The 24,034-nt window shown below is 60.7% G+C and carries 27 protein-coding genes; 12 read left to right on the forward strand and 15 right to left on the reverse strand.

Annotation, left to right across the window (positions count from 1 at the left end; all coding sequences use genetic code 11):
* Nucleotides 1-6 precede the first annotated feature (6 nt).
* Nucleotides 7-1,338 carry a flavin-containing monooxygenase gene (locus ACW9IB_RS08385; RefSeq protein ID WP_457413191.1) on the reverse strand — a complete coding sequence of 444 codons (1,332 nt, stop codon included), beginning with the start codon at nucleotides 1,336-1,338 and terminating at the stop codon, nucleotides 7-9.
* A gap of 139 nt (nucleotides 1,339-1,477) precedes the next feature.
* Here ACW9IB_RS08385 and ACW9IB_RS08390 point away from each other — a divergent pair, with 139 nt between their 5' ends.
* Nucleotides 1,478-1,915 (forward strand): GNAT family N-acetyltransferase, encoded by a 438-nt coding sequence (locus ACW9IB_RS08390; RefSeq protein ID WP_457413192.1) that lies wholly within the window; start codon nucleotides 1,478-1,480, stop codon nucleotides 1,913-1,915.
* On the opposite strand, the gene ACW9IB_RS08395 is transcribed toward ACW9IB_RS08390, so the two are convergent.
* Entirely contained in the window at nucleotides 1,912-2,514 is a 603-nt protein-coding gene (locus tag ACW9IB_RS08395) for a LuxR C-terminal-related transcriptional regulator (RefSeq protein ID WP_457363955.1), read from the reverse strand. The genes ACW9IB_RS08390 and ACW9IB_RS08395 overlap by 4 nt on opposite strands.
* Before the next feature lie 115 nt (nucleotides 2,515-2,629).
* Between ACW9IB_RS08395 and ACW9IB_RS08400 the strand changes: the two genes are divergently transcribed.
* On the forward strand, nucleotides 2,630-4,243 hold the full coding sequence (locus ACW9IB_RS08400) for an ATP-binding response regulator (protein WP_457413193.1): 1,614 nt from the start codon (nucleotides 2,630-2,632) through the stop codon (nucleotides 4,241-4,243).
* Here the strand turns inward: ACW9IB_RS08400 and ACW9IB_RS08405 are convergent.
* Together ACW9IB_RS08405 and ACW9IB_RS08410 are read right to left on the reverse strand one after the other, a co-directional pair.
* Nucleotides 4,233-4,568, reverse strand: a complete 336-nt coding sequence (locus tag ACW9IB_RS08405; RefSeq protein WP_457363953.1) for a hypothetical protein — start codon at nucleotides 4,566-4,568, stop codon at nucleotides 4,233-4,235. The two genes, ACW9IB_RS08400 and ACW9IB_RS08405, sit on opposite strands and share 11 nt — an antisense overlap.
* A gap of 234 nt (nucleotides 4,569-4,802) precedes the next feature.
* Complete coding sequence (locus ACW9IB_RS08410; RefSeq protein ID WP_457363952.1) at nucleotides 4,803-5,726, reverse strand: LysR substrate-binding domain-containing protein; 924 nt, start codon at nucleotides 5,724-5,726, stop codon at nucleotides 4,803-4,805.
* 117 nt (nucleotides 5,727-5,843) lie between these two features.
* On the opposite strand from ACW9IB_RS08410, the gene ACW9IB_RS08415 reads away from it, so the two are divergent.
* Entirely contained in the window at nucleotides 5,844-7,061 is a 1,218-nt protein-coding gene (locus ACW9IB_RS08415) for a cation:dicarboxylate symporter family transporter (RefSeq protein ID WP_457413194.1), read from the forward strand.
* A 200-nt stretch (nucleotides 7,062-7,261) separates the two neighbouring features.
* Here ACW9IB_RS08415 and ACW9IB_RS08420 read toward each other — a convergent pair whose 3' ends face one another.
* On the reverse strand, nucleotides 7,262-8,875 hold the full coding sequence (locus ACW9IB_RS08420) for an argininosuccinate lyase (protein WP_457413196.1): 1,614 nt from the start codon (nucleotides 8,873-8,875) through the stop codon (nucleotides 7,262-7,264).
* Between the two features lie 248 nt (nucleotides 8,876-9,123).
* On the opposite strand from ACW9IB_RS08420, the gene ACW9IB_RS08425 reads away from it, so the two are divergent.
* From ACW9IB_RS08425 to ACW9IB_RS08435, 3 genes are all read left to right on the forward strand, one after another.
* Nucleotides 9,124-10,050, forward strand: a complete 927-nt coding sequence (locus ACW9IB_RS08425; RefSeq protein ID WP_457413197.1) for a LysR family transcriptional regulator — start codon at nucleotides 9,124-9,126, stop codon at nucleotides 10,048-10,050.
* A gap of 103 nt (nucleotides 10,051-10,153) precedes the next feature.
* A complete protein-coding gene (locus tag ACW9IB_RS08430) occupies nucleotides 10,154-10,630 on the forward strand; it encodes a (2Fe-2S)-binding protein (protein ID WP_457363948.1) in 477 nt (158 codons plus the stop codon).
* Nucleotides 10,627-12,756, forward strand: a complete 2,130-nt coding sequence (locus ACW9IB_RS08435) for a molybdopterin cofactor-binding domain-containing protein (RefSeq protein WP_457413198.1) — start codon at nucleotides 10,627-10,629, stop codon at nucleotides 12,754-12,756. The genes ACW9IB_RS08430 and ACW9IB_RS08435 overlap by 4 nt, the downstream gene beginning before the upstream one ends.
* A 105-nt stretch (nucleotides 12,757-12,861) precedes the next feature.
* On the opposite strand, the gene ACW9IB_RS08440 is transcribed toward ACW9IB_RS08435, so the two are convergent.
* Both ACW9IB_RS08440 and ACW9IB_RS08445 read right to left on the reverse strand, forming a co-directional pair.
* Nucleotides 12,862-13,329, reverse strand: a complete 468-nt coding sequence (locus ACW9IB_RS08440; RefSeq protein WP_457363946.1) for a copper chaperone PCu(A)C — start codon at nucleotides 13,327-13,329, stop codon at nucleotides 12,862-12,864.
* Nucleotides 13,329-13,934 (reverse strand): SCO family protein, encoded by a 606-nt coding sequence (locus ACW9IB_RS08445; RefSeq protein ID WP_457413199.1) that lies wholly within the window; start codon nucleotides 13,932-13,934, stop codon nucleotides 13,329-13,331. Before ACW9IB_RS08445 ends, ACW9IB_RS08440 begins: the two co-directional genes overlap by 1 nt.
* Before the next feature lie 195 nt (nucleotides 13,935-14,129).
* Between ACW9IB_RS08445 and ACW9IB_RS08450 the strand changes: the two genes are divergently transcribed.
* On the forward strand, nucleotides 14,130-14,513 hold the full coding sequence (locus tag ACW9IB_RS08450; RefSeq protein ID WP_457413200.1) for a DUF2946 domain-containing protein: 384 nt from the start codon (nucleotides 14,130-14,132) through the stop codon (nucleotides 14,511-14,513).
* 62 nt (nucleotides 14,514-14,575) lie between these two features.
* Nucleotides 14,576-15,121 (forward strand): putative natural product biosynthesis protein, encoded by a 546-nt coding sequence (locus ACW9IB_RS08455; protein WP_457413201.1) that lies wholly within the window; start codon nucleotides 14,576-14,578, stop codon nucleotides 15,119-15,121.
* Here the strand turns inward: ACW9IB_RS08455 and ACW9IB_RS08460 are convergent.
* Nucleotides 15,096-16,010, reverse strand: coding sequence for an aromatic alcohol reductase (locus ACW9IB_RS08460; protein ID WP_457413202.1), 915 nt, complete (start codon nucleotides 16,008-16,010; stop codon nucleotides 15,096-15,098). The genes ACW9IB_RS08455 and ACW9IB_RS08460 overlap by 26 nt on opposite strands.
* A gap of 91 nt (nucleotides 16,011-16,101) precedes the next feature.
* Between ACW9IB_RS08460 and ACW9IB_RS08465 the strand changes: the two genes are divergently transcribed.
* Nucleotides 16,102-16,503 carry a winged helix-turn-helix transcriptional regulator gene (locus ACW9IB_RS08465; RefSeq protein ID WP_457363941.1) on the forward strand — a complete coding sequence of 134 codons (402 nt, stop codon included), beginning with the start codon at nucleotides 16,102-16,104 and terminating at the stop codon, nucleotides 16,501-16,503.
* On the opposite strand, the gene ACW9IB_RS08470 is transcribed toward ACW9IB_RS08465, so the two are convergent.
* Both ACW9IB_RS08470 and ACW9IB_RS08475 read right to left on the reverse strand, forming a co-directional pair.
* Nucleotides 16,488-17,231 (reverse strand): SDR family NAD(P)-dependent oxidoreductase, encoded by a 744-nt coding sequence (locus ACW9IB_RS08470; RefSeq protein WP_457413203.1) that lies wholly within the window; start codon nucleotides 17,229-17,231, stop codon nucleotides 16,488-16,490. The two genes, ACW9IB_RS08465 and ACW9IB_RS08470, sit on opposite strands and share 16 nt — an antisense overlap.
* Before the next feature lie 156 nt (nucleotides 17,232-17,387).
* Complete coding sequence (locus ACW9IB_RS08475) at nucleotides 17,388-17,966, reverse strand: hypothetical protein (RefSeq protein ID WP_457413205.1); 579 nt, start codon at nucleotides 17,964-17,966, stop codon at nucleotides 17,388-17,390.
* A 122-nt stretch (nucleotides 17,967-18,088) separates the two neighbouring features.
* Between ACW9IB_RS08475 and ACW9IB_RS08480 the strand changes: the two genes are divergently transcribed.
* Nucleotides 18,089-18,295 (forward strand): PLDc N-terminal domain-containing protein, encoded by a 207-nt coding sequence (locus ACW9IB_RS08480; protein ID WP_457363938.1) that lies wholly within the window; start codon nucleotides 18,089-18,091, stop codon nucleotides 18,293-18,295.
* 86 nt (nucleotides 18,296-18,381) lie between these two features.
* Here the strand turns inward: ACW9IB_RS08480 and ACW9IB_RS08485 are convergent, their stop codons facing one another.
* Nucleotides 18,382-19,167, reverse strand: a complete 786-nt coding sequence (locus ACW9IB_RS08485) for a DeoR/GlpR family DNA-binding transcription regulator (RefSeq protein ID WP_457413206.1) — start codon at nucleotides 19,165-19,167, stop codon at nucleotides 18,382-18,384.
* 122 nt (nucleotides 19,168-19,289) lie between these two features.
* On the opposite strand from ACW9IB_RS08485, the gene ACW9IB_RS08490 reads away from it, so the two are divergent.
* Nucleotides 19,290-20,438, forward strand: coding sequence for an alpha-hydroxy acid oxidase (locus tag ACW9IB_RS08490; protein WP_457363936.1), 1,149 nt, complete (start codon nucleotides 19,290-19,292; stop codon nucleotides 20,436-20,438).
* A gap of 203 nt (nucleotides 20,439-20,641) precedes the next feature.
* On the opposite strand, the gene ACW9IB_RS08495 is transcribed toward ACW9IB_RS08490, so the two are convergent.
* Nucleotides 20,642-21,568: an alpha/beta hydrolase gene (locus tag ACW9IB_RS08495; RefSeq protein WP_457413207.1), complete on the reverse strand. Its 927-nt coding sequence runs from the start codon at nucleotides 21,566-21,568 to the stop codon at nucleotides 20,642-20,644.
* A gap of 193 nt (nucleotides 21,569-21,761) precedes the next feature.
* Here ACW9IB_RS08495 and ACW9IB_RS08500 point away from each other — a divergent pair, with 193 nt between their 5' ends.
* Nucleotides 21,762-22,349, forward strand: coding sequence for an NUDIX domain-containing protein (locus tag ACW9IB_RS08500; protein WP_457413208.1), 588 nt, complete (start codon nucleotides 21,762-21,764; stop codon nucleotides 22,347-22,349).
* Between the two features lie 196 nt (nucleotides 22,350-22,545).
* On the opposite strand, the gene ACW9IB_RS08505 is transcribed toward ACW9IB_RS08500, so the two are convergent.
* From ACW9IB_RS08505 to ACW9IB_RS08515, 3 genes are all read right to left on the reverse strand, one after another.
* Entirely contained in the window at nucleotides 22,546-23,019 is a 474-nt protein-coding gene (locus ACW9IB_RS08505) for a hypothetical protein (RefSeq protein WP_457413210.1), read from the reverse strand.
* Nucleotides 23,001-23,381, reverse strand: a complete 381-nt coding sequence (locus ACW9IB_RS08510) for a hypothetical protein (protein WP_457413211.1) — start codon at nucleotides 23,379-23,381, stop codon at nucleotides 23,001-23,003. Before ACW9IB_RS08510 ends, ACW9IB_RS08505 begins: the two co-directional genes overlap by 19 nt.
* Nucleotides 23,378-24,034: RHS repeat-associated core domain-containing protein (locus ACW9IB_RS08515; protein ID WP_457413212.1), on the reverse strand; the 657-nt coding region annotated here is incomplete at its 5' end. The genes ACW9IB_RS08515 and ACW9IB_RS08510, both read right to left, overlap by 4 nt.

Below are 24,034 nucleotides of genomic sequence, written 5' to 3' on the forward strand. Positions count from 1 at the left end.
AGGGGGTCAGGCGCTGACAGGGGTTGGACGAGCCACCGGGGCGGCTTCACGGTATTCAAGGTATTGGCGCTGGATGGCGATGTGGTCGGCAACGTATTTGGCGTCGTGCCACACCCCCCAGATAAACGATGAGCCCCGGCGCGACTGCCACGGCAGACCGAGGAAGTAGATCCCGGCCTCGGTGGAGACGCCGCGTTGGTGTGCAGGCTTGCCGGCGGCATCGAACGCATCGACCTTGAGCCAGCTGTAGTCCACGGCGAACCCGGTGGCCCAGATGATCGAAGTCACGCCGGCCTTGGCCAGGTCCAGTTCCAGGATCGGCTGTTTGATGCACTCGGCGTCAGGGAACACGCGGCGGGCCTCGGGCTCCAGCGGCAGGTCCAGGCCATTGCGCTCGATATAGGCATCGGCGGCGTCCAGCAAGGCGAGGTAGTTTTCATCGCCACGCTGGAGGTTTTCCACCAGGTTCGGCTGGAAGCGGGCGACGCTGCCGTCGAAGGATTGGGTCAGCCCGACCAGGGTCATACCCTGCTGGGCCAGCTCACGGAAGTCGATGGTCTTGCCGCCATGGGCGCCGCTCACGGCAATGGTCACGTGCTCGCGCCCTGGCTTCATTGCCGCCTGGTCCCACTCGCCCAGCACACCGAGCCACCAGCAGAAATCGCGGTGGCGGTAGGCGCGGGGCGGGCGGTCGTGGGCGCCGACCGAGAGGTACACCTGGCGACCGGAGCGTTGCAGTTCATCGGCAATCTGCACCCCGGACGAACCGGCGCCCACCACCAGCACGGCACCGGCTGGCAGTTGTGCGGGGTTGCGGTAATCGGCGGAATGGATCTGATGCAATGCGCTGCCAGTGGGTGCGATGGGCGGGATCACGGGCTTCTGGAACGGACCGGTCGCAGCCACTACGCGATTGGCTTCGATCACGCCGTCGCTGGTGTGCACGGTAAAGCCCGGGCGGCCCACGTTACGTACCACGGAGGTGACGTCCACACCGGTGCGGATCGGTGCATTGAACTTGCGTGCATAGGCTTCGAAGTAAGCCGCTACCCGCTCTTTGGGCGCGAAGCCATCGGCGGCGACGTCATCGAATTCCAGGCCGGGAAAACGGTCATGCCAGGCCGGCCCGTTGGCCACCAGCGAATCCCAGCGCCCGGTGCGCCAGCGCTCGGCGATACGGCTGCGTTCCAGCACCAGGTGCGGCACGCCTTGCTTGCTCAAGTGCTCGCTCATGGCCACGCCAGCTTGGCCGGCGCCGACCACCAGCGTGTCTGTTTTTGTTATTGCTTCAGTCATGTCTCTGTCCTTGCGTAATGCAGTTGGATGCAGCGTTGGCATGACCTCAAGGCTAGGGGGAGGGGGGTTATAAATAAAATATTATTAAGCTGGGAAGTGAGCATAAATATCGGATGCAGAGCGCTGCGCAGCGTCACAAAAGTATGCCAACCTGCCAGGCCCTCAATGCCAGGCCAAGCCCATGTTCAAGATTCGCGTGATGACGCCAGCCGACTACGACGCAGTGATATCCCTCATGCAGAACACTCCCGGCATTTCGCTGCGCGACGCCGATTCCCGCGATGCCACCGAGCGTTACCTGGCGCGCAACCCCGACTTGAGTTTTGTCGCCGAGGCCGACGCCAGCCAGTTGATCGGCTGCGTCATGTGCGGTCACGATGGCCGGCGCGGGTACCTGCAACACCTGCTGGTGCTGCCCGATTTTCGTCGGCAGGGCATTGGGCAGGCGCTGACGCAACGTTGCCTGGATGAGCTGGAGCGCCTGGGCATTCACAAATGTCACCTGGATGTGTTCAAGACCAACACCAGCGCCGCCGCTTACTGGAAAGGCCAGGGCTGGAACCTGCGCACCGACATCGACCGCTATTCCTTCACCCGCCCCGGCAATGAAAACGCCTAGAACTCGCCGGAGTACTTCACTGCTGCCGCTGCGCGCGAGGGCACATCCAGGGTGCGCAGCAGTGATGACACATGGATGCGCACGGTGAACGGCGAAATATCCAGGGCCTTGGCGATTTCCTTGTTGGTCTTGCCCTGGGCGATCAGGCGCAGCACGTCCTGCTGGCGGGCGGTGAGGGTATGGGTGTCCAGCGGCAACAGCCCCGAGGGTTCGAACTTGACCAGCACTTCGCCGTCACGAATCGCCAGTAGCGCCTGGCCGATTTCGTCGGGGGCGATGTTCTTGCCGATAAAACCGTCTGCGCCCAGGGCCATCACCTGATCGATCAGCGCCGGGTCATCCACCATCGACACGACGATCAGCGTGGTGCGCCGCAGTTGCTGGCGCAGTTCGGCCAGTTGGCTCAGGCAGGTCAGGCCGGGAAAGCGCAGGTCGAGGATCAGGGTGTCGACTTCGTCGGCCTCGCGGATCAGCGCGTGCACCTTGTCCAGGTCGCCGGCCTCCTGCACCACGGCCTCGGGCAGCAGACGCTGCACGGTGCGCAGCATGCCTTCGCGAAACATCGGGTGGTCGTCGGCGATGATGATGCGGCCGGTCATGGGGGGGCTCCTTCCTGGGGCAGGGTGGTTCGCTGGCATGCTACCTTACCACCCCGTCCGCAGCCCACGTGGAGGACGTGACGGATATGACGAATGCCGCACAAGGACGTAACCCATGGCACTTGAGACCAACTCCGAGCTTGATCAGGCCAACCTGCGCATCGTGGTGGCGGTGATTGCGTTCGTCTACATCGGCGTACTCGGCTGCCTGCCGGGCCAGTCGTTCGACACCTATCTGCCGGTGCTGCTCTACATTCTGTTGTTCCTGCTGGCCTCCATCGTGCTGCGTCAGGTGATCGCCCGCTGGCCCGGGCATTACCCCGCGCGGCGGATCTTCGGCATGGTCCACGACTACACCGGCACCTCGTTCGGCCTGGTGGTGGGCGGCGAGGCGGCATTGCCGCTGTATGCGGTGATGGTGTGGGTCAACCTGGGCAACGGCATGCGCTATGGCTCGCGCTACCTGGCGATTGCCACCGCGCTGGCGTTGCTGGCGCTGCTGGTGGTTTATCGCATCACGCCGGTGTGGCAGGCCCAGCCGTTCATGGTGCTGATGCTGATGATCACCAGCACGGTGATTCCGGTGTACGCGCATATCCTGCTGGAGCGCACGCGCAAGGCCTCCGAAGAGGCCATCGCCGCCAACCTGGAAAAATCCCGCTTCCTGGCCCAGGCCAGCCATGACCTGCGTCAGCCGATCCACTCCATTGGTTTGTTCACCGCTTGCCTGCGCGAGTCCCGGCTGGGGGATGAAGAGCGGCGCCTGGTGGACAACATTGACCGCTCGCTGCTGAACGTGTCGCAGCTGTTCCGTTCGATTCTCGACCTGTACACCCTCGACAATGGCCGCCTGCTGCCCAAATACCGCGCCGTGCACCTGGGCGAGTTTCTCGCCGACCTGGTGCGCCAGAACGCCGAAGCCGCGCGCTGGGCCGGGGTGGAGTTGCGCCTGCGGCCCTGCACCCATTGGGTCTTGGTCGACCCGGCGCTGCTGGCGACCATGGTGCAGAACGTACTCTCCAATTGCTTCAAATATGGGGCGCAGCGCCCGGTGCTGATTGGCGTGCGCTTGCGTGACGACGCCCTGGCGGTGGAGATCCATGACCGGGGGCGGGGAATTGCCGAGGAGCATCTGTCAAAGGTCTTCGAAGAGTTCTATCGCGTGCGCCAGTTGCGGGACAAGGACGTCGAAGGCGTGGGCCTGGGATTGTCCATCGTCAAGCGTCTGGGCCAACTGATGGGAATGCAGGTGAGCCTGCGTTCGCGGGTGGGCCATGGCACGTCCGTCAGCCTGCTGGGGCTGGCCCTGGCAGCGGCACCGCGTCAGCCGGCACCGCGCGACGATGCGCGCCAGGCCGGCCTGCTCACGGGCTTGAAGGTGTGTCTGGTGGAAGATGACCACAACGTGCTGCTCGCCACCCAGGCGCTGCTGGAGCGCTGGGGGTGCGTCGTGCAGGCCGAGTCGTCAGGGCAGGGGCTGGTCAGCGACTGCGACATCATCGTTGCCGACTACGACCTGGGCAACCATGCCACCGGCATCGAATGCATCGATGCCCTGCGGGCCCAACGTGGCTGGGCGGTGCCGGCGCTGATCCTTACCGGGCACGACGTGGAAAAAATCCAGGCCGCCTTGCACGACCGTCAGATCGCCATCCTCTCCAAACCGGTGCGCCCCGCCGAACTGCGCGGCACCCTGCGGGACCTCAGCCTGGCGAAGGTTACTGGTTGAACGGCGTCAGCCCATTGCCGCGTGCACCTTTGGGTTGGCAGTAGGCGGCAGGTTTCATCAAGCCGAAACTGGCCACCGCAAAGGCACCGCCGCTGGCACCGCTGGGTACCGAGCAGTTGTATTCGCCGGACGCTGCGCTGGCCACGTAATAAGTGGTCATGGAGTCGCTGCGCACATTGGAGATGCGCTTGACCGGCTCACCCAGGTTGGTTTCCGACAGCGTCTTGAGATGGTCTTCGGTGGGCTTGATATTGCTGCAGCCGGCCACGCCGATGATCAAGGCGCCCAACAGGGTAAGGCGGGTAACGGGGGAGTGCAGTTTCATGGTGCTTCTTCCTTGGTGTTGTTTGGGTTTTTCCAATGCACAGCGCGCCCGCGCGCAATGAAAGCGCGGTGCCAGAGGAGCGTTGGAAGTGCCGGGGAATATAGCGCCGCAGGGGGTGGGGGTCGATTAGCACAAGTGTGCTAATGGCAGAGTGAGGTCATGGAGATGTGTTCAGCAGAGCATCATTTTTTGTGAGCGGGTCCGCCCCGGTCGGCTTAACGCAAACACCTGATTTCAGGCCGCAGAACCTTTGCGATACACCCCCGCCAACTCTCGCGCCAGCCCGATAAAGTTCTGCAACGGCGCCGAGGGGTTGAAGGTGCGCCGCACCAGGGTGATTGGCGCCAGCAACTTGGGCCTGGCTGCGCTGATTCGGCAATAGACCACGCTTTCGCGGTGCACGTCGCGCATCGAGGCGGGTACCACGGAGATGCCTTCACCGGCGGCCACCAGGCTGACGTTGGTCAGCATGCGTTCCACTTCGAAGGCGATCTTCGGTTCGAACCCGGCGTTCTGGCAGGCTTTGATCAGGTTGGCGTACATGCCGGGCGCGCCCGGGCGGCGGACCAGGATAAAGCGTTCGTCGCGCAGGGCGGTGAGGGGGATGGCGCCGCCGGCGTTGTCCAGCAAGGGATGGCCGGTGGGCAGGGTCAGCAGCATTTCTTCGTTGAGCAGGCGGTGGAAAGTCAGGCTTTGATGGGTGCTGACCGGGGCCCGCAGGATGCCGATGTCGATGCGTTTTTCGATGCTGTCTTCAGTCACTTCCCGGGCGCTGCCTTCATTGATCGACAATTCCACACCGGGGTAGCGTTCGCGGTAGGCGCGGATGATGCGCGGGATCAGCGGATGTGCGGCGGCCGAGCTGGTGAACCCGATCACCAGCGTGCCTTCGATGCCTTGTGCGGCGCGGGATGCCTTGAGTGCGCCCTGGTCGACGCGGGCGAGGATGAACCGCGCTTCATCGAGGAACACCAGGCCGCCCGCGGTCAGGTCAACGCCCTTGGGGTGGCGCTTGAACAGATCGAAGCCCAACTCCTGCTCCAGGGCTCGAATCTGCTGGCTGAGAGGCGGTTGTTGCATGTTGAGGCGAGCGGCGGCACGGGTGAAGTGTCGCTCTTCGGCCACCATGATGAAATAGCGTAAATGGCGAAGTTCCATGGTGGTATATCCCGTGGCAAGACTTTACTATTTGCCGCCTGGGGCGACCATGGCGCCCAATATGCCGAACGCGGCGAACAACGACAATAACAATAGCCAAAAGACCATGGAGAGCGGATGCCGACCCCCCGTGCCAAGAACGGAACCCTGCCTATTCTGATTGCCATTGCCGTGGGCATGATGTTGGGCCTGGTGTATCCGAACGTGGCCGTCGAGATGAAAGTGCTCAGTGACGGTTTTATCAAGTTGGTCGGTTTATTGATGCCGTTTTTGTTGTTTGTGCTGGTATCCACCGGGGTGGCGGGTATCAAGCGTGAACCCCATCACCGGCATGTGGTGCGGCGCATCATCCTGTATTTCCAACTGATGTCGATGGCCGCGTTGCTGCTGGGCATGGCCACGGGGTGGGCGTTCAATCTCGATCACACCGGCTTGCCACTGCTGGCGACGCCCCCTCTGCCGGAAAGCTTTCTGCACGAACTTTCGCTGCTGTCGGCATCCTCGACCCTTTATCGCGTATTTACCCAGAGCCTGGTCCTGCAGGTGATGTTCGTTGCGGTCATCTGCGGCCTGTGGATGGGGCGTGGCAGCACGCTGGGCAACCGTTGCCTGGGGTGGTTGGAAACCGGTGTCGAAGGGTTGTTTTATGTATTGCGGATCATCTTGAAATTTGCACCTCTGGCGGCATTTGGTGCGATGGCCTTTGTGGTGGGTAAATACGGCGTAAGTTCGGTGGTGCCGTTGTTGAAGTTTGTGGTGGTTATCTATCTGGTCAGCATCCTGTTTGTGGCGGTGGTGTTGGTTGCTGTGACGCGAATGGTCGGCGTGCGGTTATCTCGCCTGATTGTTTATTTGAAGGAAGAGTTGTTGTTGGTGATGTTTACCGGCGCGTCGGTGGCGGCAATTCCCGGGTGTATCAATAAACTTGAAACACTGGGTTGTGATCGACAGTTGGTGCGGCTGGTATTGACCACCGGTTATACCTTCAACCTGGCCGGTACCAACCTGTATCTGACCACCGCCATCATGTTTCTGGCCCATATGGGTGGTGTGCAGATGGGCGTTGCGGAGTTGCTGGCGGTGCTGGTGATTTGCCTGTTCACGTCGTTGGGCTCCACCAGTGTGGCGGGCTCGGCGCTGTTCACATTGATCGCGACCCTGAACATCCTGCAACTGGTGCCGCTGGAAGGTGTAGGGCTGCTGTTGGGAGTGGAGCGCCTGATGAAGTGCCGCTCGCTGACCAATGTGCTGGGCAATTGTGTGGCGTGCCTGGCGATTTGCGGGTGGCAGAAGTCGATCGATCGCGAGGTGCTGCAACGGGAGATGCCGACCTGACTCAGCAGGAGAGGTGGGGGCGCTTCGCGCCCCAGCGCAGGCGGTGCGACGATTCGACAAGCCTGCTCACCACAGTGGTTATGTGTTGAAACCAATGGATTCGCCGGGCTTTTGTAGTGAGCGGGCTTGTCCCGCGCTGGGCTGCGCAGCGGCCCCACCCAGCCCGGCATAAACCGCTCTCCCGGATGGCTGGTCGTGCTTCAGCCCTTGAGCTTGTCGAACGCCTTGTCGAGATTCTCTTCAGCGCCCTTGAGCTTTTCACGCCGCTCCTTCAACCACTGCTGATCGCCTTCCAGTGTCTTGCGTGCCTCGGTCAGCATACGTTTGACCTCTTCCGGTTGCGGGCCGCCGGTGCCCTTGCGGGTCTTGACCATGGTGGTCGGCGACAGCGCCGCACGAAAACCGGCCTCATCCAGTGGCAAGGTGTTGGGCGTCCACTTGTACTTGTCCGCCGCCTGGCTATACAGCTTCTGCGCATCGGCGTACGGGAAGGTTTTTGGCGTGGTGCCGTTGCTGCGGGCCTCGGTCACGATCAGCGAGGCAAAGCTGTGGCCGATGCGGAAAGGCACCTTGTACTGGCGTTCCAGGGTGTCGGCCAGCTCCATGGAGGTGGTCCATTCCGACTCCAATTCTTCCAGGGCACGTTGCGGATTGATCTGCAACGCGTCGAGCACAGCGTCCACGCTTTCGAACATTTCCTGGGTGGAACGGAACACCCCCAATGAGTCGAAAGCGAACTTGTAGTCGGTCATGCCGGTGGTGACGTTGTGCGCGCGCAACGTCACGGCCTGGGCCAGGCCGACCACGTCGGAGGCGGTCTCACGGGCGCGCATCAGCAACCCGGGATTGCGCTTTTGCGGCATCGCGCTGCTGGTGTAGGTGGCTTCCTCATCCAGCAACAGCCATGGGCGAATTTGGTGGTACTGGGTGTGGATGTCGCCGATCATCGCGCCGACCCGAATCGCCGACGATGACGCCAGGTTGGCCGCCTCGATCGGAATGTCGTAGGTCGATACCTGGCTCGAATCCAGGGAGTTTTCGCGCACGCCATCAAAGCCCAGCAACTCGGCCAGACGCTCGCGGTTCAGCGGGTAGGCGGAGTTCGCCAGCACAGCAGTGCCCATCGGGCTCTTGTTCAAGCGGGTGTACAGCTCACGGATGCGCTGGCCGTCGCGGTCGAACGCGGCTTCAAAGGCCAGCAGGTAATGCGCGTAGCTGATGGGCATGGCCTGCACGCCGTTGGTGTAGGCAGGCACCAGGGTGTCGACGTTTTTGTCGGCGATGTTCAGCAGGCGCAGGCGCGTGGCGTTCAGCGCCTCGCTGTAGGCCAGCACCTGGTTGCGCAGCGCGGCCAGGCGGTAGGTCGCCAGCATGTCCTGGCGGCTGCGGCCGGAGTGGATCAAGGAGGCTTCCGGACCGATCTTGTCGGTCATGATTTTTTCCAGCTGCAACACATCGCTGGGGCGCGTGCCGCCGGGCTGGTCGGCCTGGGCGATGGCATAACGCACGCCGCCGGCGATCTTCTGGCCCATGGCGGGCGCCACGATACCTTCTTCGGTCAGCATCACCAGCGAGGCTTTGTTGATACGGTTGAGCCAGGCGAATTGGGTCTGGGTCGGGTCGCCCTTGGCCTTGTGCGCGGTTTGTGAGCTGTCGGGTGTGGCGCCCACTTTTGCCGCCTGGGCCGCGCATTGTTCGGTGGTGGTGCAGGGCAGCTCGCCGGTGTTGGCGGCATAGGCGTTGTGGCTGTTGAACAGGGCGAAAGCGATGGCGAGATGAAGCAGGCTTTTCAGGGCACGAGGGGATGTGTTCACAGTGATACCCGTTGTCTGATACTTATTTTTGGAGTTGTGGGGCCGTAGGCGACAGGGAGGCGCGAGCGACAGGATCAGGCTATCGAGTCTATTTGCAGATTGAAAATATATAGTAAGTGTTGATCGCAGATCTTTTATGTATGAATACAGGTTTTGGTTGCACAGACTAGCCCTGAAATGCTGATAAGGTCTTGAAGTCCATCTTCATAATGCATGTGCTTTACTGTTCGTTTTCTGCGGAACAATTCATGCGCCAGGATCAACTCGACGGGCTGGTTACGTTCGTCTGTGTCGCCGAACATGCCAGCTTCTCGGCAGCGGCCGTGCGTCTAGGGGTATCGCCGTCGGCCGTCAGCCAGGTGATTCGCAACCTGGAGCGGCGGCTGGGGGTGGCATTGTTCAACCGCACCACCCGCAGCGTCAGCCTCACGGAGGCGGGGTTGGGTTTCCTGGCCAAAGTGCAACCGGCGGTCACGGCCCTGACCGCCGCCGCCATGGAAGTGGGCGATAGTGTCGGCGCGCCGTCCGGCCTGCTGCGCCTGAACGTGCCGCGGGCAGCTTATATGACGGTGCTGCAACCGCTGCTGTCGGCGTTTCTCGACGCCCACCCGCAGATCGACCTCGAACTGACCATGGAAAACGCCCTGGTGGACATCGTGCGCCTGGGTTATGACGCGGGCATTCGCTTCGGTGATTTCGTCGAGCAGGACATGGTCGCGGTCAAGGTCGGTGCCGCGCTGCGTATGCGCGTGATCGCGTCGCCGGCGTACCTGGCGCGGCACGGAACACCGCAGCATCCCAGCGAATTGCTCAACCACAACTGCATCACCTTCCGGGCGTCCAGCGGCGTGGTCGAGCGCTGGGACCTGGTCAAGGGCCAGGAATCATTGCTGCTGCCGGTGCGTGGGCGGATGATCGTCAACGACTCCTCGGCGCTGGTGCAAAGTGCCCTGGACGGCCTGGGGATCGGCTATATGATCAGCGGCCATATCGATGCGTTTATCCAGCGCGGTGAGCTGGTCAGCCTGTTCGAAGACTGGTGCCCCGCGCTGCCGGGCTTCACCCTGTATTACTCCGATCGCCGGCGGGTCAGCCGCAAGCTGCGGGCGCTGATCGACTTCCTGCGCGAACCGCCCCGTGGTGTGGCGGCGCCGCAGCCGTTGAAGATGCTTTAGGCTGCATTTGTTAGAGACGCTTCAAAGCGTATGAAGCCCGACAGCGTTCTATGGGGACTGGCTGGCATCCTAAGATGGGTTGCCTATCTCCAGGAGTCGCACCATGGCCCAGACGCTGAACATCAACGGAACCACACACACCGTGGACGTCGACGACGACACGCCCCTGCTTTGGGTGTTGCGCGATGTACTGGGCATGACCGGTACCAAGTTCGGCTGCGGCATGGCGCTGTGTGGCGCATGTACCGTTCACATGAACGGCACGCCGATCCGCTCCTGTGTGATGCCGGTGAGTGCGTTGAGCGGTGCGCAAATCACCACCATCGAAGCGATTGGCGACACGCCCGCCGGTCACAAGATCCAGGAAGCCTGGCGCGCGCTCGAGGTGGTGCAGTGCGGTTACTGCCAGTCCGGGCAAATCATGTCGGCCTCGGCGCTGCTGGCCAGCAACCCCAACCCGAGTGACAGCGATATCGACAATGCCATGGCCGGCAACATCTGCCGCTGTGGTACCTATGTGCGCATTCATGCCGCGATCCGGCAGGCGGCGGGCGCCGAATTCGTCAAGGTGGGCGCATGAACGCCGCGCTGCTCAGCCGTCGCGGTTTCCTAAAGGTCAGCGCGGCCAGTGGCGGTGGTTTGCTGCTCAGCCTGAACTTGCCCCTGGGCCAGGCGCTGGCGGATGAACCGGCATCGTTCGTGCCGAATGCGTTTATCCGCATCGACCGCGACGGCCGGGTGACGTTTACCATCGCCCAAGTAGAAATGGGGCAGGGCACCTACACCTCGATCCCGGTGTTGATCGCCGAAGAACTCGCAGTGCGCCTCGACCAAGTGACAATCGAGCATGCGCCCGCCGACAACAAACGCTATGCCAACCCGCTGTTGGGCTTTCAGGTGACGGGTGGCTCGACCTCGATTCGCAGCGCCTGGGCGCCGTTGCGCCAGGCCGGTGCCACGGCGCGCACCTTGTTGCTGCAGGCTGCCGCTGTGCTCTGGAATGTCGCACCCAGCAGTTGCGCCGCCCGCGACGGCGTGGTGTACCACACGCCGAGCCAGCGCCAACTGGCGTATGGCGAGCTGGTGGAAAAGGCCGCCACGTTGCCAGTGCCGGACAAGGTTGAGCTCAAGGGCGCCGAACACTTTCAGTTGATCGGCCTGACCCGGCAGCGCACCGATTCGGCGAGCAAGGTCAACGGCACCGCCCGTTATGGTATCGACGCGCGACCGGAGGGTTTCAAGGTGGCCGCGATCATGATCTGCCCGGTCATCGGCGGCACCCTGGCCAGTGTCGATGACCGCGCCGCGCGGACGGTAAAAGGTGTGGTGCAGGTGTTGCGTACCGATAACGCCGTGGCGGTGGTGGCGGAGCATATGGGCGCCGCCCGCAAGGCTCTGGCGCTATTGGGGGTGCAGTGGAATGACGGTGCCAACGGCCAGTATTCCACCGCGCAGATGCTGGCCGATATCGAACAGGCGTCCCAGGCACCGGGAGCGATGGTCAAGACCGTGGGCGATGTCGGGCAGGCCCTGTCTGCCGCCAGCAAGACCCTGACGGCGGTGTATGAAGTACCGTTCCTCGCGCATGCCTGCATGGAACCGATGAATTGCACGGTGCACGTCCGCGCCGATGGCTGTGATTTGTGGCTGGGCACACAGGTGCCTGCGCGGGCGCAGGCTGTGGCGATGCAATTGACCGGGCTCGCCGAGCACCAGGTGCAAGTGCACAACCATCTGTTGGGGGGTGGTTTTGGCCGGCGTCTGGACGTGGACTTCGTGGCCCACGCGGTGGCGCTGGCGAAGCAGGTGGCATTTCCGCTCAAAGTCATCTGGTCGCGGGAAGAAGACACCCGTCACAGCACCCTTCGTCCTTACCATTTCAACCACCTCAGCGCCGGCCTGGATGCCACGGGCAAACCCACGGTGTGGACCCACAAAGTCACTGGTTCATCGATCCTCGCGCGCTGGCTGCCGGAGCGCTTCGCCAACGGCATCGACGGCGACGCAACCCGCGACCCCAGTGGCCCTTATGATTTCGCCAATATCGGCGTGAGTTATGTGCGCCATGAGCCGCCAGCCGGTATCACTACCGGTTTCTGGCGCGGGGTGGGGCATACGCAGAATGTGTTCATGGTCGAAGGTTTTATCGACGAACTCGCGGTCGATGCCGGTCAGGACCCGATTGCCTATCGACTGGCCCTGCTGGACAAACATCCCCGTGCCCGCCGTGTGCTTGAAGCGCTGCGACAACGCTCGGGCTGGGGCACGCCGCTGGAGGCCGGACGCGGGCGTGGCGTGGCACTCACCTTCTGTTTTGGCACCTATGCCGCGCAAGTGGCTGAAGTCAGCGTCGATCCTGCCGGCCAGGTGCGTGTCCACACACTCACCTGCGTGGTGGATTGCGGTCGCGCCATCGTGCCCGACAGCGTGGTGGCGCAAATGCAGGGCGGGGCGATCTTCGGGCTTACGGCAACGTTGTTCGGCAACATCACCTTCAAGGATGGGCGGGTCGAACAGGCCAATTTCGATACCTACCGCATGCTGCGCATGAACGAGGCGCCGCGGATCGAAACCCATGTGCTCGACAGCGAAGAGACCCCGGGCGGGATTGGTGAAGTGTCGACGGTGATGATTGGCCCGGCGGTGGTGAACGCGGTGTTTGCTGCGACGGGCAAGCGCGTGCGCCGGTTGCCGGTTGTGCTGTGAGCTGGATAGGTTCGTTGGTGTACAGGGCCGCTGCGCGCCCCGGCGCAGGCGGTGCGACGATTCGACAAGCCTGCTCACTACAAAAGCCAGCTGCCCCTATTCGGCTCAATGCATCTTGCTATGGTCCATCCCGTCCAGGCCACGGGCAGGGGCGTTCACTTCGATCGATTGCTTCTCGCCCTTGGCGTTTTCCACGGTCAGGGTCAGGGGCACCTGGTCGCCTTCCTTGATCTGGCCGGTCAGGCCCATCAGCATCACGTGGTAGCCATCCGGGTCGAGGGTGACGGCCTTGCCGGCAGGCAGGGCTACCGAGTCCACCGGGCCCATGTGCATCACGTCGTCTTTCATGCTCATTTCATGGATCTGCACGTCCTTGGCCACAGGAGTGGCCACGCTCAGCAGTTTGCTGTCGCTGTCGGCGGTGACGGTCATGAACGCGCCGCTGGACGGCTGGCCCGGCACGGTGGCGCGCACCCAGGCGTCGGTCACTTGCACCTGGGCGCTGGCGTGCGCCGCGAGGCCCAGCAGGGTCAGGCCCAAAGCCAGGCGCTTGAAAGATTGAAAGGCAGTCATCAGCAGACCTCCATGACGGTGAGCAGGTCTTCTGCGCACTCTTTGGCGTTGAGTGAAGCCGGCAGGCCCAGGCGCAGGTTGCCGCGGGTGTCGAAAACGAAACTGGTGGCCGTGTGGGACAGGGTGTAGGTGTCACCGGCCGGGATTTTTTCATAGAAGATCCCGAACTCCTTGGCAGCCACGGCGATTTCTTCCGGGGTGCCGTAGAGCGCTTCGAAGCTGGGGTCGAACGCCTTGACGTACTTGTCGAGGATTTCCGGGGTGTCGCGCTCGGGGTCGAGGGTGATGAAGATCACCTGCATGATCTCGCCGTCGCGGCCCATCAGCTTCTTGGCCTGGGCGGCACGGGCCAGCGTGGTCGGGCAGACCGCCGGGCATTGGGTGAAACCGAAGAACACCACCGGCATCAGGCCACGGTAGGAGCTGAGGGTGACGGTGTCGCCCTCGGTGTTCTTGAGCTTGAAGGTACGGCCCATGATCTTGTCGCTCAGGTCCTTGCCGTACTTGAAGTTCAACCTGGGGCTGTTGTCACAACCGGCCAGCAGGCCCAGGCCCAGCAAACCCATGCCGGTCAGGACGTTGCGGCGGGTGAATAACGTGCTCATCAACTTTGCATCCTGTGAAGCGCCCGCATTGCGCTGAATCTGGCCATCAGGGCAGTGAACAGCAGGCTTTGAAAAGGAGAACCGAAGAGGGCGCCAAGTCTATCAACCCTGGCCGGCCCGCGTAATCTGCGACGTTCTGCCACAGGGGCCTGCCGCGCTTCATCCCATGGCGGCTTCGATGGTAGAGTCGCCGCCATGAAAATGAGCCATCCCAACCGTTCGCTGGTCGCCTGGGCCCTGTACTTCTGCGTGCTCATGAACCTGTTCGTGTGCGGTTTGGGCCATGGGCAGATGCTCGGCCAGCAGCTCAACGGCATCGGCGGAGCGTTCTGTTCTCTGGATGGCGGTCAGGCGCCACTTTCCGACAAAGGGTTGGGCAGCCCGTCTTCCAGTAACATCTCGAACTACTTTGCCTGCCCGGTGTGCAATGCCGTTACCGTTGCCCTGGTGTTTTTCATCGGTCTTGCCTGGCTGCTTGGGCTGGGGCAAACCCCGCGACCGGCCCATGAGCGGCGCAACAAGGCGCCGCCACGTTATTCCTGGCCCTCGGCCAACCCTCGCGCCTCTCCTGTTTGCTGACGTGTACCCGGTGTCTCCCGTGATCGGGAGGCGTTCTATCGTCACGACTGTGAGTGCGTTTCATGAACCACCTGTTGCCTGCCGGCGCCAGCCGCCTGGTCAGCAAGGCGTCGCGCCGTCTGCGCGCGGAGCCGGTGCTGCCTGAGTACCCGAGTAATTCCCGCTGCTTCGTGCACCTGGATGCACGCCTGCTGCCGTATTGGCATGCCTTGTTCGATATCTGCCCGGCACTGCTCAAACTCGACCCGCCCGAGGGTTTGAACCTGTTCCGCAGTTTCATGACCTGGGCCTATCGCCATCGACCGCCGCTGGACTGGACCTACCACGTGAATGTCTGTCGCTGGCTGCTGGGCTCCTCCTATCGCGCGCGGATTGACGACGAGCCCATCGATGCCTTCATGGCGGCGGCCGCCGCGTGTTGGGTCAACACCGACAGGAGCGCAGACCGGGGCGTGGTCCTGGCCTGGCAGGGCTCAAGGGTGTTCGACTGGAAAGGGCCGGCGTTGGGCGCTGCCGAGCACCAGGCGTTACCCGTCGTCGAGTGGGATTTCGCCTGGTGCGCGTTGAATGCCCGGGGTGAGTTCAGTGGCTGGTTGCCGGTGCCGTGAGGTGCTGGCGGATCCAACTGGCGACATCGGTCACGGCGACGCCGTGCTGAACGTTGAAGGTCACGGCGGGGTCCCAGGCTACGCCGTGGCCCTGGGCGAACACGGCACGGTATTTTTTCAGGTTGTCATCGGGGTCCTGGGCCAGCGCTTCCAGCAGTGAGGGGACTGACCACGGTGCGCGCTTGAGGGTGATGCCGAGGACTGTGTCCACGGTATCGGCCAGTTGTCCGTAGGTCAGGGTGTCGCCGGCGGTGTACACCACCTGGTTGGTGATGGCCGGTTCAGCCAGCACGATCTGCGCGGTCAGTCGACCGATGTCTTCCGGCGTGGTGACCGTAACGGCGGTGTCCCAGCTGCCCAAGGCGTGCACGCTGTTGTGCGCCAGGTCGACCACGCCGAACGAGGGCTCGAACAAGAAACTGGTGAACATCCCGGTGGAAATGATCAGCCATTGGGTGCCGTGCTGGCTGCGCAACAGCTCGCGCACGTCCAGCTGTTCGTCGAAGGTGTCTTGCGGGCTGCCGCGACCGATTACGTCGTAATCCACGCCGAACTGCCAGGGCACGAAGCGCTGTACGCCAGCCTCGATCGCTGCACGTGCCAGCTTGCACTGGGTGCCGGGTCCAGCGGCAAAACCGGTGCAACAGATCACGGTGGTAAAGGCTGAAAACTGCTGGGCCAGGGTACTCTGGCTATCGTGCTGCAAGTCGCCGGCGAGCAGTTCGACACCCAGTTCGCGCAGGGTCTTTGCCCCAGGCGATTGCAGGCTGGCCGGGCGCAGCAGCGCGGCAATGCGGGTGTGGCGCGGCGTGGCCTGGGCCGCCAGTTCGCGCAGCACGGCCATGCCCAGTTCGCCGGCACCGAGTACCAGGATGGAAGAGGCTGTCATGGGGTTCTCCGTCGGTGTTGAAAGTCGTGGCATGCTTGCAGAATTAATCGCCCTGCATAAGAAGGCACACCAGTGATACCGGGAGGACACCATGGATAACGATGAGATCATCCGACGCTCACAGGCGGCGTGTGACGCGCTGAGCGCCGACGATGATGGCCTCAAGCGTGAAGTGCTGACCCATGCGGGCAACCGCTGGTCATTGGGTATCGTGCATGCGTTGGGGGTGTCCGGTCGTTTGCGGCATGCCGAGATTGGCCGGCGCATGGAAGGGGTCACGCAGCGCATGTTGACCCGCAGCCTGCGTCAGTTGGAGCGGGATGGGCTGGTGCTGCGTCATGATTTTCAGGAAGTGCCACCCAGGGTCGAATACGAGCTGTCGACCCTGGGCAAGCAGTTGCTGGTCCACATGATTCCGCTGTGGACCTGGGTGGTGGACAACGGCGAAGCGTTTCGTGAGGCGCGGGGGCGTTTCGATCAGCGCAGCGTGTAGCCGCCATCTACCACCCAGTCTTGGCCATACACACTGCGAGCGCCTTGGCTCAACTGGAACAGGATCACGTCGGCCACGGCTTCCGGCTCAAGGAACTGCTCGCTGAGCAAGCGCTGATTGACGGTTTTCGCCACGCCGCCCAATGCCTCGTCAGTCAACCCCAGGGTGCTCCAGATCGGCGTGGCGGTGGGCCCCGGGGAGACCATGTTCACGCGAATGCCATGGGGCGCCAGTTCCACCGCCAGGGTGCGCATCTGGGCGCGCAACGCGGCTTTGGAAGCAATGTAGGCGGCCAGGCCGGGAAAGGTGACCTGCTCCAGGAAGGTACCGATGAACACCACCGATGCCTGGGCGGCCAACTGTCCACGCAGGCTGGCCAGGGTGTTGAGGGCGCCGGCGCCATTGACCGCCCATTGACGCTCGAATGCGCTTGGGTCAAGACCGTCCGCCAGGCAGGCAATGCCGGCATTCGGCACCAGGAAATCCACCGGGCCGATGGCGGTCGTCAACTGTGCCAGGCGCGCCTGATCCGCCGCACTGGTCACGTCGCCGGCCAGCCACACCAATTGCTCGCCGAAGCGCTCGGCCAGTGCCCCCAGTTCTCCCAACTTTCGTGACATGGCGACCACTTGGGTGCCCTGTTCCAGCAAGCCGCGAGTGACGGCCAGGCCGATCCCCGAACTGGCTCCGGTAACAACGGCAAGGCGACGATTGAATTCATTGCGCATGGTGATTTCTCTGTGGGTGTTGAAGGTGTTCTTCACCTCATCAGGAAATGTGCCAGCTATTAAATTCATATAAATCAATTGGATAATTTTTAAGGAGTCATTAAGACACCCTCTATTGATTGTCTTAATGACTCCATGTAGTCGATATGACTCACTTTAGCTGCCAGTGCGCGGCGTTTGCTTTTTGGGCGCCTTGCCGTCGTGTGGCTTTTGCTTCGATGAACTGGGCGAAGGTTTTTCTTGAGGTGACGTTTCAGCTTTTTTGTCACTGTCCGCAGGGCTGCTGGGGTAAGTGCCAGGCGGCAGGGCGGAGCCTGCGGCGCTGTTACCGTTCAGAGCGCTTGGCGATGGAGTGGTGTCATCACCGAACGCGGCGAAGGCTGGGTTGGCAAGCAGGGCCGAGAAGCCGATGACCAGTAGAATCCTCTGGGAAATGAAGGTCTTCATGACGCAATCCCCTTGTTGCTGTGAGTCATCGAAGCCTGGCTGACCCAGGCTTCGCCGAGTGGGTATCAGGCCGCCAATGGCTTGGTCCCTATGGGTTTTTTGCGGGCTGTCTTGATGGCTTCCATTTCTGCCCCCAGCACTGAAGTGAACGCCTTGTCCGGAGTAGTCCTGCATTTGCTGTACCAACGCGAACGCCTCTGAAAACAGGTCAGTAATCAGTGGGTTAGTCATTTGAATCGCTTCAGGTTGTCGTGCAGCCTGCATGATCGAGCAAGATTCGGGTTGCATTTCACCGATCCGGACTGCACTCGAGCTTCTACGTGTTCCCGAGGCTTGAGCGGTTGCGGTAAATCCGATGGAACCCTTAAGGCTATCGCTTGACCTAATGCACAGACCTCAGGAGGTGGATCATGCAAATAGAATATGTCTGGATCGGTTTGGCGGTGATTCTGCTGCTCTTGGAATTGTGGGCGATCAATATCGTATTGCGCAGCACCAGTGGCTGGGAGACCAAGGGGCTGTGGCTGGTGATTCTGATCTTCGTACCCTTGCTCGGTCTGATTGCCTGGGCGATGTTCGGGCCCAAGCGGGAGATGGCTCAGCAGCACAAAAGCTGAGGGGTCGAGGTAAAAAAAACAGGCGCCGATCGGCGCCTGTCTGCATTTTTAGAGGGGGGCGTTTCTTGATCGGCGAGTGCTTGTACCTAATCGACCGCCACCCGCATCACTTCCAGCCCTAACTGCTCGTACGCTTCGACACTCGGTACGTGCCACTCGGTAATCAATGTGCCGATACGGTTGCACGGCGCGACCACAAACGGCTCCACCGCACCGAGTTTGTCGGCGGTGGTCACGGCTACTACATGGGAGGCACTGTCGAGCAGCGCCTGTTTGACGGCCACTTCATCGAAATGCAGCGAGCTGATACCGACCTCGGGGTGCAAGGCGCACACGCCCGTGAACAGCAGGTCGGCTTTCACGCTCTGGATCAGGCGCACGGTTTCCTGGCCGGTGGTAGACAGTGTTGCCGGGTTGAGCTGCCCCCCGGTGAGGATCACTTTGACGCGGGGGTGGTCGGCCAGCGCGATGGCGATCATCGGTGACGGCGTGACCACGGTCAGGTGGATATCGCGGGGCAGCGACTGGGCGATTTTAAGGGTGGTGGAGCCGGAGTCGAACAGCACGATCTGGCCATCTTGCACGCGGTCGGCAGCCAGTTGGGCGAGATGGCGCTTGACGTCATTGGTCTCGCCGACGCGAGTGAAGAAGTCTTTGCCGGTGTCTTTGGGCCGGGGCAGGGCGCCGCCATGGACGCGCTGCAACAGACCGGCGGCGGCCAGTTCGCCAAGGTCGCGACGGATGGTGTCCTGGGACACGGCAAAATGCTCCACCAACTCCGACGCGGTGACCTTGCCGTCGCGCTCCAGCAGCAACAGGATTTTTTGCTTGCGCAGCGAAGGCAGGTCAACGGCTTGATGGGTGCTATGCATGATTTTGCGTCTTTTTGCAGGTTTGTGCGGAGATTAGCCTGCGCTTGATCCAAGTGCAACGACTGGTTGCGAAGCCGATGGGCGGTTACTCTCTGTGTTCAGTTCAGGGAGAGGTGACCCCGATGTCGTTGATCACAACCATCGAAGATTTACGCAAGCTGGCGCAAAGACGTGTTCCACGGATGTTCTACGACTACGCCGATTCCGGCTCCTGGACTGAGAGCACATACCGGGCCAATGAGAGTGATTTTGCCCGTATCCAGTTTCGTCAGCGGGTGGCGCGCAATATCGATCAGCGTTCCATTCGCGCCCCCATGATCGGCCAGGACATGGCCATGCCGGTCGCCCTGGCTCCTACAGGACTCGCCGGCATGCAGCATGCCGATGGCGAGATTCTTACTGCTCGCGCGGCGGCGGCGTTCGGCCTGCGCTACACCTTGTCGACCATGAGCATCTGTTCACTGGAGGACATTGCCGAGCATGTCGGCCAGCCGTTCTGGTTCCAGCTGTACGTGATGCGCGACCGTGCCTTTATCGAGCAATTGATCGATCGTGCCAAGGCCGCCGGTGTGGATGCGTTGGTGTTGACCCTGGACTTGCAGATCCTCGGTCAGCGTCACAAGGACTTGATCAATGGCCTGTCGGCGCCGCCCAGGCTGACGTTGCCGAACATCCTCAACATGGCCACCAAGCCGCGCTGGGTGATGGGCATGTTGGGCACTCGCCGTCGTGGCTTCGGCAATATCGTGGGGCATGTAAAGGGCGTGGCAGACATGAGTTCACTGTCGTCCTGGACCGCCCAGCAATTCGACCCGCGCCTGAACTGGGGCGATGTGGAATGGATCAAACAGCGCTGGGGCGGCAAGCTGATCATCAAGGGCATCCTCGATGTGGAGGATGCACGGTTGGCGGCCGACTCCGGCGCCGACGCGCTGATCGTGAGCAACCACGGCGGCCGTCAGTTGGATGGGGCGCCGTCGAGCATCAGCCAGTTGCCAGCGATTGTCGAGGCGGTGGGCGAGCGCATCGAGGTGTGGCTCGATGGCGGCATTCGCTCCGGCCAGGACGTGCTCAAGGCGATGGCATTGGGTGCCAAGGGCACGTTGATCGGACGCGCCCATTTGTATGGTTTGGGCGCCTTGGGTGAAGCCGGTGTGACCAAGGCCCTGGACATCATTGCCCGTGAATTGGATGTGTCGATGGCCCTCTGTGGCTATAACGATATACGTGATGTGAACCGCGATATTTTGCTGCCGGGCACCTTTCCCTGAAGGGTTTGCCGAGCAAAAAAATCATAAAAGTTTGAAAAGAGTTGTCCACGAAAACCGTGGGTATCTCTGTGGATAACTTTGTGAGGCCCCGGCAGATGTGGCGATTTGACCCGAGGTCAATATTTGATCAACTTCCAGCGCGGCCCCGCATAGGCTGGGTTTGCGCTTGACAGGCAAGCGCAAACCCAGTGCCGAAAACCATTTTATGAGTCGCCGCTACGGCCTGTGGAGTGCGTCACCACCTGGGCCGGCATCTTCGCTTGCATCAGGTTGTCGAGGGCCTGGCGATAACTGCGCCCGGCCAAGCTCATGCTGTTGTTATGGCTCGCGCCGGGTACCAGCAACAGGCGCTTGGGTTCCCGGGCGGCTTCGAACAGTTGCTGGCTGAAACGGGGTGGCACATAACGGTCATCAAGGCCGTGCACCACCAGCAAGGGCATATGGATGTCGGGGATCTTGTCGATGGAATCGAATTTCTGCGACAGCAACCAGCGCACCGGCAGCGAGGTGTTGGCCACGGCTGACGCGACATCCGCGAGGGAAGTAAAGGTCGACTCGATCACCAGCCCGCGCACGGGCAGTGGTACTTGCTTGCCCAGTTCGGCGGCGAGATCGATGGCCACTGCGCCGCCCAGGGAGTGGCCGTAGATCAGGCGCTTGCTCGGATCGGGTTGCAGCACCTGGAAGCGTTCCCAGGCGATGCGTGCGTCTTCATACACCGTGCTTTCCGAGGGTAAATCGCCCTGGCTTTGGCCAAAGCCGCGGTAGTCGATAGCCAGTACCGAGAAGCCCAGCGCATGCAGTTGTTCGATGCGAAACAACTGCCCGGTGAGGTTCCAACGCACGCCGTGCAGATAGAGAATGGCCGGCGCGTCCTTGCGCTCTGCCGGCCACCACCAGCCGTGAATGTTCTGCCCTGACTTGAAACTGGCCGGTGTGAGTTCGAACTCCTGCACAGCCTTGGGCAACCCGCTGTACCAACTAGCCGTGCCCGGTTCGATGCGGAACACCAGCTCACGCTCCTTGTGTTGCAGCACGGCGCAACCCACCGGCAGGCCGACGATCACGAGTGCCATGCACAACAGGGGAAACCAGCGCAGGTTCCAGCGTGAAAAAAAACGAGACGACATGAAGGTTCCAGAACAAGAACGAAGCAGCGTTTTTACCAGATGGCTTACGAGGGCAGGGATTAATTCGACAGCCGTTGAGGGGGATTGCTTGCAAAGTGTTACAGCATAGCAAGACAGGGCTGTCACCGTGCTCGGCTTGACGCTGACAATGCCCGCGCGACATGCTCCTGCTCCTTTGAGCAAAGGCCCGACCATGGACAACAGCCCCGTTCGCATCACCGCTGAAGAAACCCTTTCGGACAACTGGTACCTGCTGAAAAAATACAGCTTCGACCTGCGCCGCCGCGACGGTACCTGGCAGGCCCAGACCCGCGAAGTGTACGACCGGGGCAACGGTGCCACTCTCCTGTTGTACAACCGTGCGCAACGCACCGTGCTGCTGATCCGCCAGTTCCGCATGCCCACGTTCGTCAACGATTACCACGGCTACCTGATCGAAGCCGCCGCGGGCTTGCTCGACAATGCCAGCCCCGAAGAACGCATCCGCCTGGAGGCCGAGGAAGAAACCGGTTACCGCGTGGGGCATGTGGAGCAGATCTACGCCGCGTTCATGAGCCCGGGCTCGGTTACCGAGCGCATCCACTTTTTCATCGGCGAATACCAACCGGAAGACCGTGTGGGCAACGGCGGCGGATTGATCGACGAAGGCGAAGACATCGAAGTTCTGGAACTGGGCTTCGAACAGGCCCTGGCGATGGTGCAGAAGGGTGAGATTGTCGATGGCAAGACCATCATGCTGTTGCAGCATCTGGAGTTGCGCATGCTGAAGGAAGGGTGGTGAGTCAGGCGTTTGTAATGGGTGTTTTTTGTAGCGTGAACCCCGTTTTTGTAGTGAGCAGGCTTGCCCTGCGCTGGGCTGCGGAGCAGCCCCAAAATGAACGGCGCTGATCCAACGGAAGAAACACGTTGCCAGAGTTGGGGCCGCTTCGCAGCCCGGCGCGAGCAAGCTCGCTCACTACAGGGGATAGGAAAGAGGCTTAATTGAATTTTTCATAGTCTTGGGCACCTAGTGATGCCAGCCATTTTTTAAAGAAATTGATTTGTTCTTGTGGGTTGTTTGTAAGGTTTTCTTCTTCATAATCAAATAAGTGAACAATATTTTCGTTGGTTGCCTGTTTTCCTAACGTCATTTCATATGCCACAAGACCAGAGCTCATTTGAGAGGCCATTCTTGAAGGTTTGACATTTAACTTTGCGCCTTTGCATAGAAAGGTTATATGGGGAAAGTCGGCTCTGATTTTTGCCAGGCAAACATACATGTCTGCTCCTTCGTAGATTTTTTTGAAATTGTCGGCTTCCGAGAATGTCATGATTGATTTGTTGGTGTCATATTTTACGAAAACTTCTGTTCTACTATTTTCAATCAATGCATGGATGTTCTGCTTTTTCATTTTTGTTTGTGCAAGTGAGCGGTCTGGAATTTTTAGGAGATTTAACAAGATTTTTCCCATGTTGTGCAGAAGTCATGCTGCTCTTGTATGTCGTTGGTCAAGTCGTTTTCCTCATAGGAAAAAATGTGTACAGGAATACCTTCAGGTTGTCCTATTGATAGTTCGTATGCGATAAGTCCATTTGACATGTGTGAAGACATTCCTGAGGTGTGAACATTGATTTTTGAGCCTTTACATAGGAATTTAATCTCTTTCAGGTCCGCTCTCATCAAACCAAAGCAGTCATATAAGTCCAATGCTGTATAGGTTTTTCGAGTCCCATCGTTCATCAGTATCTCAAGCGTAGGCTTGCTTCCTTCATATTCTATAACTGCGCTTTCACGCAACCCGTTTTTAATGATGCTGATTTCACGTGATTTCATGGGTATTCTCTATTGGGGTTTAATATAGTGTATCCCTTGAATGTTCCGTCCTCATTGACAGGTGAAGCGCCTAAAATATCTTTGGTGTCTATTCTCCCTGGAATTGCGATTTCCGATTCATAGCTGTGTTTGGAGCGTGAGCCCAGTTCTTTGTTTACATCTATTCCAGGGATTCTTTTGAGTGTGTATAGGAAGCCATCCTCGAATCCAAAGTTTGAAGCAAACTGCAATGCCTGTTTTCTTGATGTTGATGTGGGGACGAAATTGCTAGGCGGGCTCGCGTTATTCAAAATGTGCAGGAAAAGGTCTGTACTCGAGCCTCTGCTCTCAAATCCCTTTTCAAATATCTCATCCGGCTCTCTCATATCTCCTCGGTATAAATAGCTACGTTTCTCCTGCGGCCTCGGCTGTGGTGGGGAGCGGTCCTCAACCTTTATTTGATCGGTTGGGCTTTCTATTTCCGATTGTGGCTTACACCCATCACCCCCCGGACACGTACTTAACCCCAGCGGATCCACCCACCCCGTAGGATTAGGTACATACCGGTAGGCATTGATCCCACCCGCCAACTTCACCGGATCCGGCGTCAGGTAGCGTTCCAGATCCGGATTGTAGTAGCGATGCCGGTTGTAGTGCAGCCCGCTTTCCTGATC

It is taken from the genome of Pseudomonas sp. SDO524_S393 (assembly GCF_054071875.1).

Bases quoted from the DNA above. Each gene is read 5' to 3' on its own strand.
- ACW9IB_RS08435 (WP_457413198.1), top strand. From the start codon at position 10,627: ATGAACGCCGCGCTGCTCAGCCGTCGCGGTTTCCTAAAGGTCAGCGCG.
- ACW9IB_RS08495 (WP_457413207.1), bottom strand. From the start codon at position 21,568: ATGTCGTCTCGTTTTTTTTCACGCTGGAACCTGCGCTGGTTTCCCCTG.
- ACW9IB_RS08400 (WP_457413193.1), top strand. From the start codon at position 2,630: ATGGCACTTGAGACCAACTCCGAGCTTGATCAGGCCAACCTGCGCATC.
- ACW9IB_RS08440 (WP_457363946.1), bottom strand. From the start codon at position 13,329: ATGACTGCCTTTCAATCTTTCAAGCGCCTGGCTTTGGGCCTGACCCTG.
- ACW9IB_RS08465 (WP_457363941.1), top strand. From the start codon at position 16,102: ATGGATAACGATGAGATCATCCGACGCTCACAGGCGGCGTGTGACGCG.
- ACW9IB_RS08390 (WP_457413192.1), top strand. From the start codon at position 1,478: ATGTTCAAGATTCGCGTGATGACGCCAGCCGACTACGACGCAGTGATA.
- ACW9IB_RS08455 (WP_457413201.1), top strand. From the start codon at position 14,576: ATGAACCACCTGTTGCCTGCCGGCGCCAGCCGCCTGGTCAGCAAGGCG.
- ACW9IB_RS08445 (WP_457413199.1), bottom strand. From the start codon at position 13,934: ATGAGCACGTTATTCACCCGCCGCAACGTCCTGACCGGCATGGGTTTG.
- ACW9IB_RS08460 (WP_457413202.1), bottom strand. From the start codon at position 16,010: ATGACAGCCTCTTCCATCCTGGTACTCGGTGCCGGCGAACTGGGCATG.
- ACW9IB_RS08510 (WP_457413211.1), bottom strand. From the start codon at position 23,381: ATGAAATCACGTGAAATCAGCATCATTAAAAACGGGTTGCGTGAAAGC.
- ACW9IB_RS08405 (WP_457363953.1), bottom strand. From the start codon at position 4,568: ATGAAACTGCACTCCCCCGTTACCCGCCTTACCCTGTTGGGCGCCTTG.
- ACW9IB_RS08475 (WP_457413205.1), bottom strand. From the start codon at position 17,966: ATGCAACCCGAATCTTGCTCGATCATGCAGGCTGCACGACAACCTGAA.
- ACW9IB_RS08415 (WP_457413194.1), top strand. From the start codon at position 5,844: ATGCCGACCCCCCGTGCCAAGAACGGAACCCTGCCTATTCTGATTGCC.
- ACW9IB_RS08490 (WP_457363936.1), top strand. From the start codon at position 19,290: ATGTCGTTGATCACAACCATCGAAGATTTACGCAAGCTGGCGCAAAGA.
- ACW9IB_RS08425 (WP_457413197.1), top strand. From the start codon at position 9,124: ATGCGCCAGGATCAACTCGACGGGCTGGTTACGTTCGTCTGTGTCGCC.
- ACW9IB_RS08500 (WP_457413208.1), top strand. From the start codon at position 21,762: ATGGACAACAGCCCCGTTCGCATCACCGCTGAAGAAACCCTTTCGGAC.
- ACW9IB_RS08385 (WP_457413191.1), bottom strand. From the start codon at position 1,338: ATGCCAACGCTGCATCCAACTGCATTACGCAAGGACAGAGACATGACT.
- ACW9IB_RS08395 (WP_457363955.1), bottom strand. From the start codon at position 2,514: ATGACCGGCCGCATCATCATCGCCGACGACCACCCGATGTTTCGCGAA.
- ACW9IB_RS08505 (WP_457413210.1), bottom strand. From the start codon at position 23,019: ATGGGAAAAATCTTGTTAAATCTCCTAAAAATTCCAGACCGCTCACTT.
- ACW9IB_RS08430 (WP_457363948.1), top strand. From the start codon at position 10,154: ATGGCCCAGACGCTGAACATCAACGGAACCACACACACCGTGGACGTC.
- ACW9IB_RS08470 (WP_457413203.1), bottom strand. From the start codon at position 17,231: ATGCGCAATGAATTCAATCGTCGCCTTGCCGTTGTTACCGGAGCCAGT.
- ACW9IB_RS08450 (WP_457413200.1), top strand. From the start codon at position 14,130: ATGAAAATGAGCCATCCCAACCGTTCGCTGGTCGCCTGGGCCCTGTAC.
- ACW9IB_RS08480 (WP_457363938.1), top strand. From the start codon at position 18,089: ATGCAAATAGAATATGTCTGGATCGGTTTGGCGGTGATTCTGCTGCTC.
- ACW9IB_RS08410 (WP_457363952.1), bottom strand. From the start codon at position 5,726: ATGGAACTTCGCCATTTACGCTATTTCATCATGGTGGCCGAAGAGCGA.
- ACW9IB_RS08485 (WP_457413206.1), bottom strand. From the start codon at position 19,167: ATGCATAGCACCCATCAAGCCGTTGACCTGCCTTCGCTGCGCAAGCAA.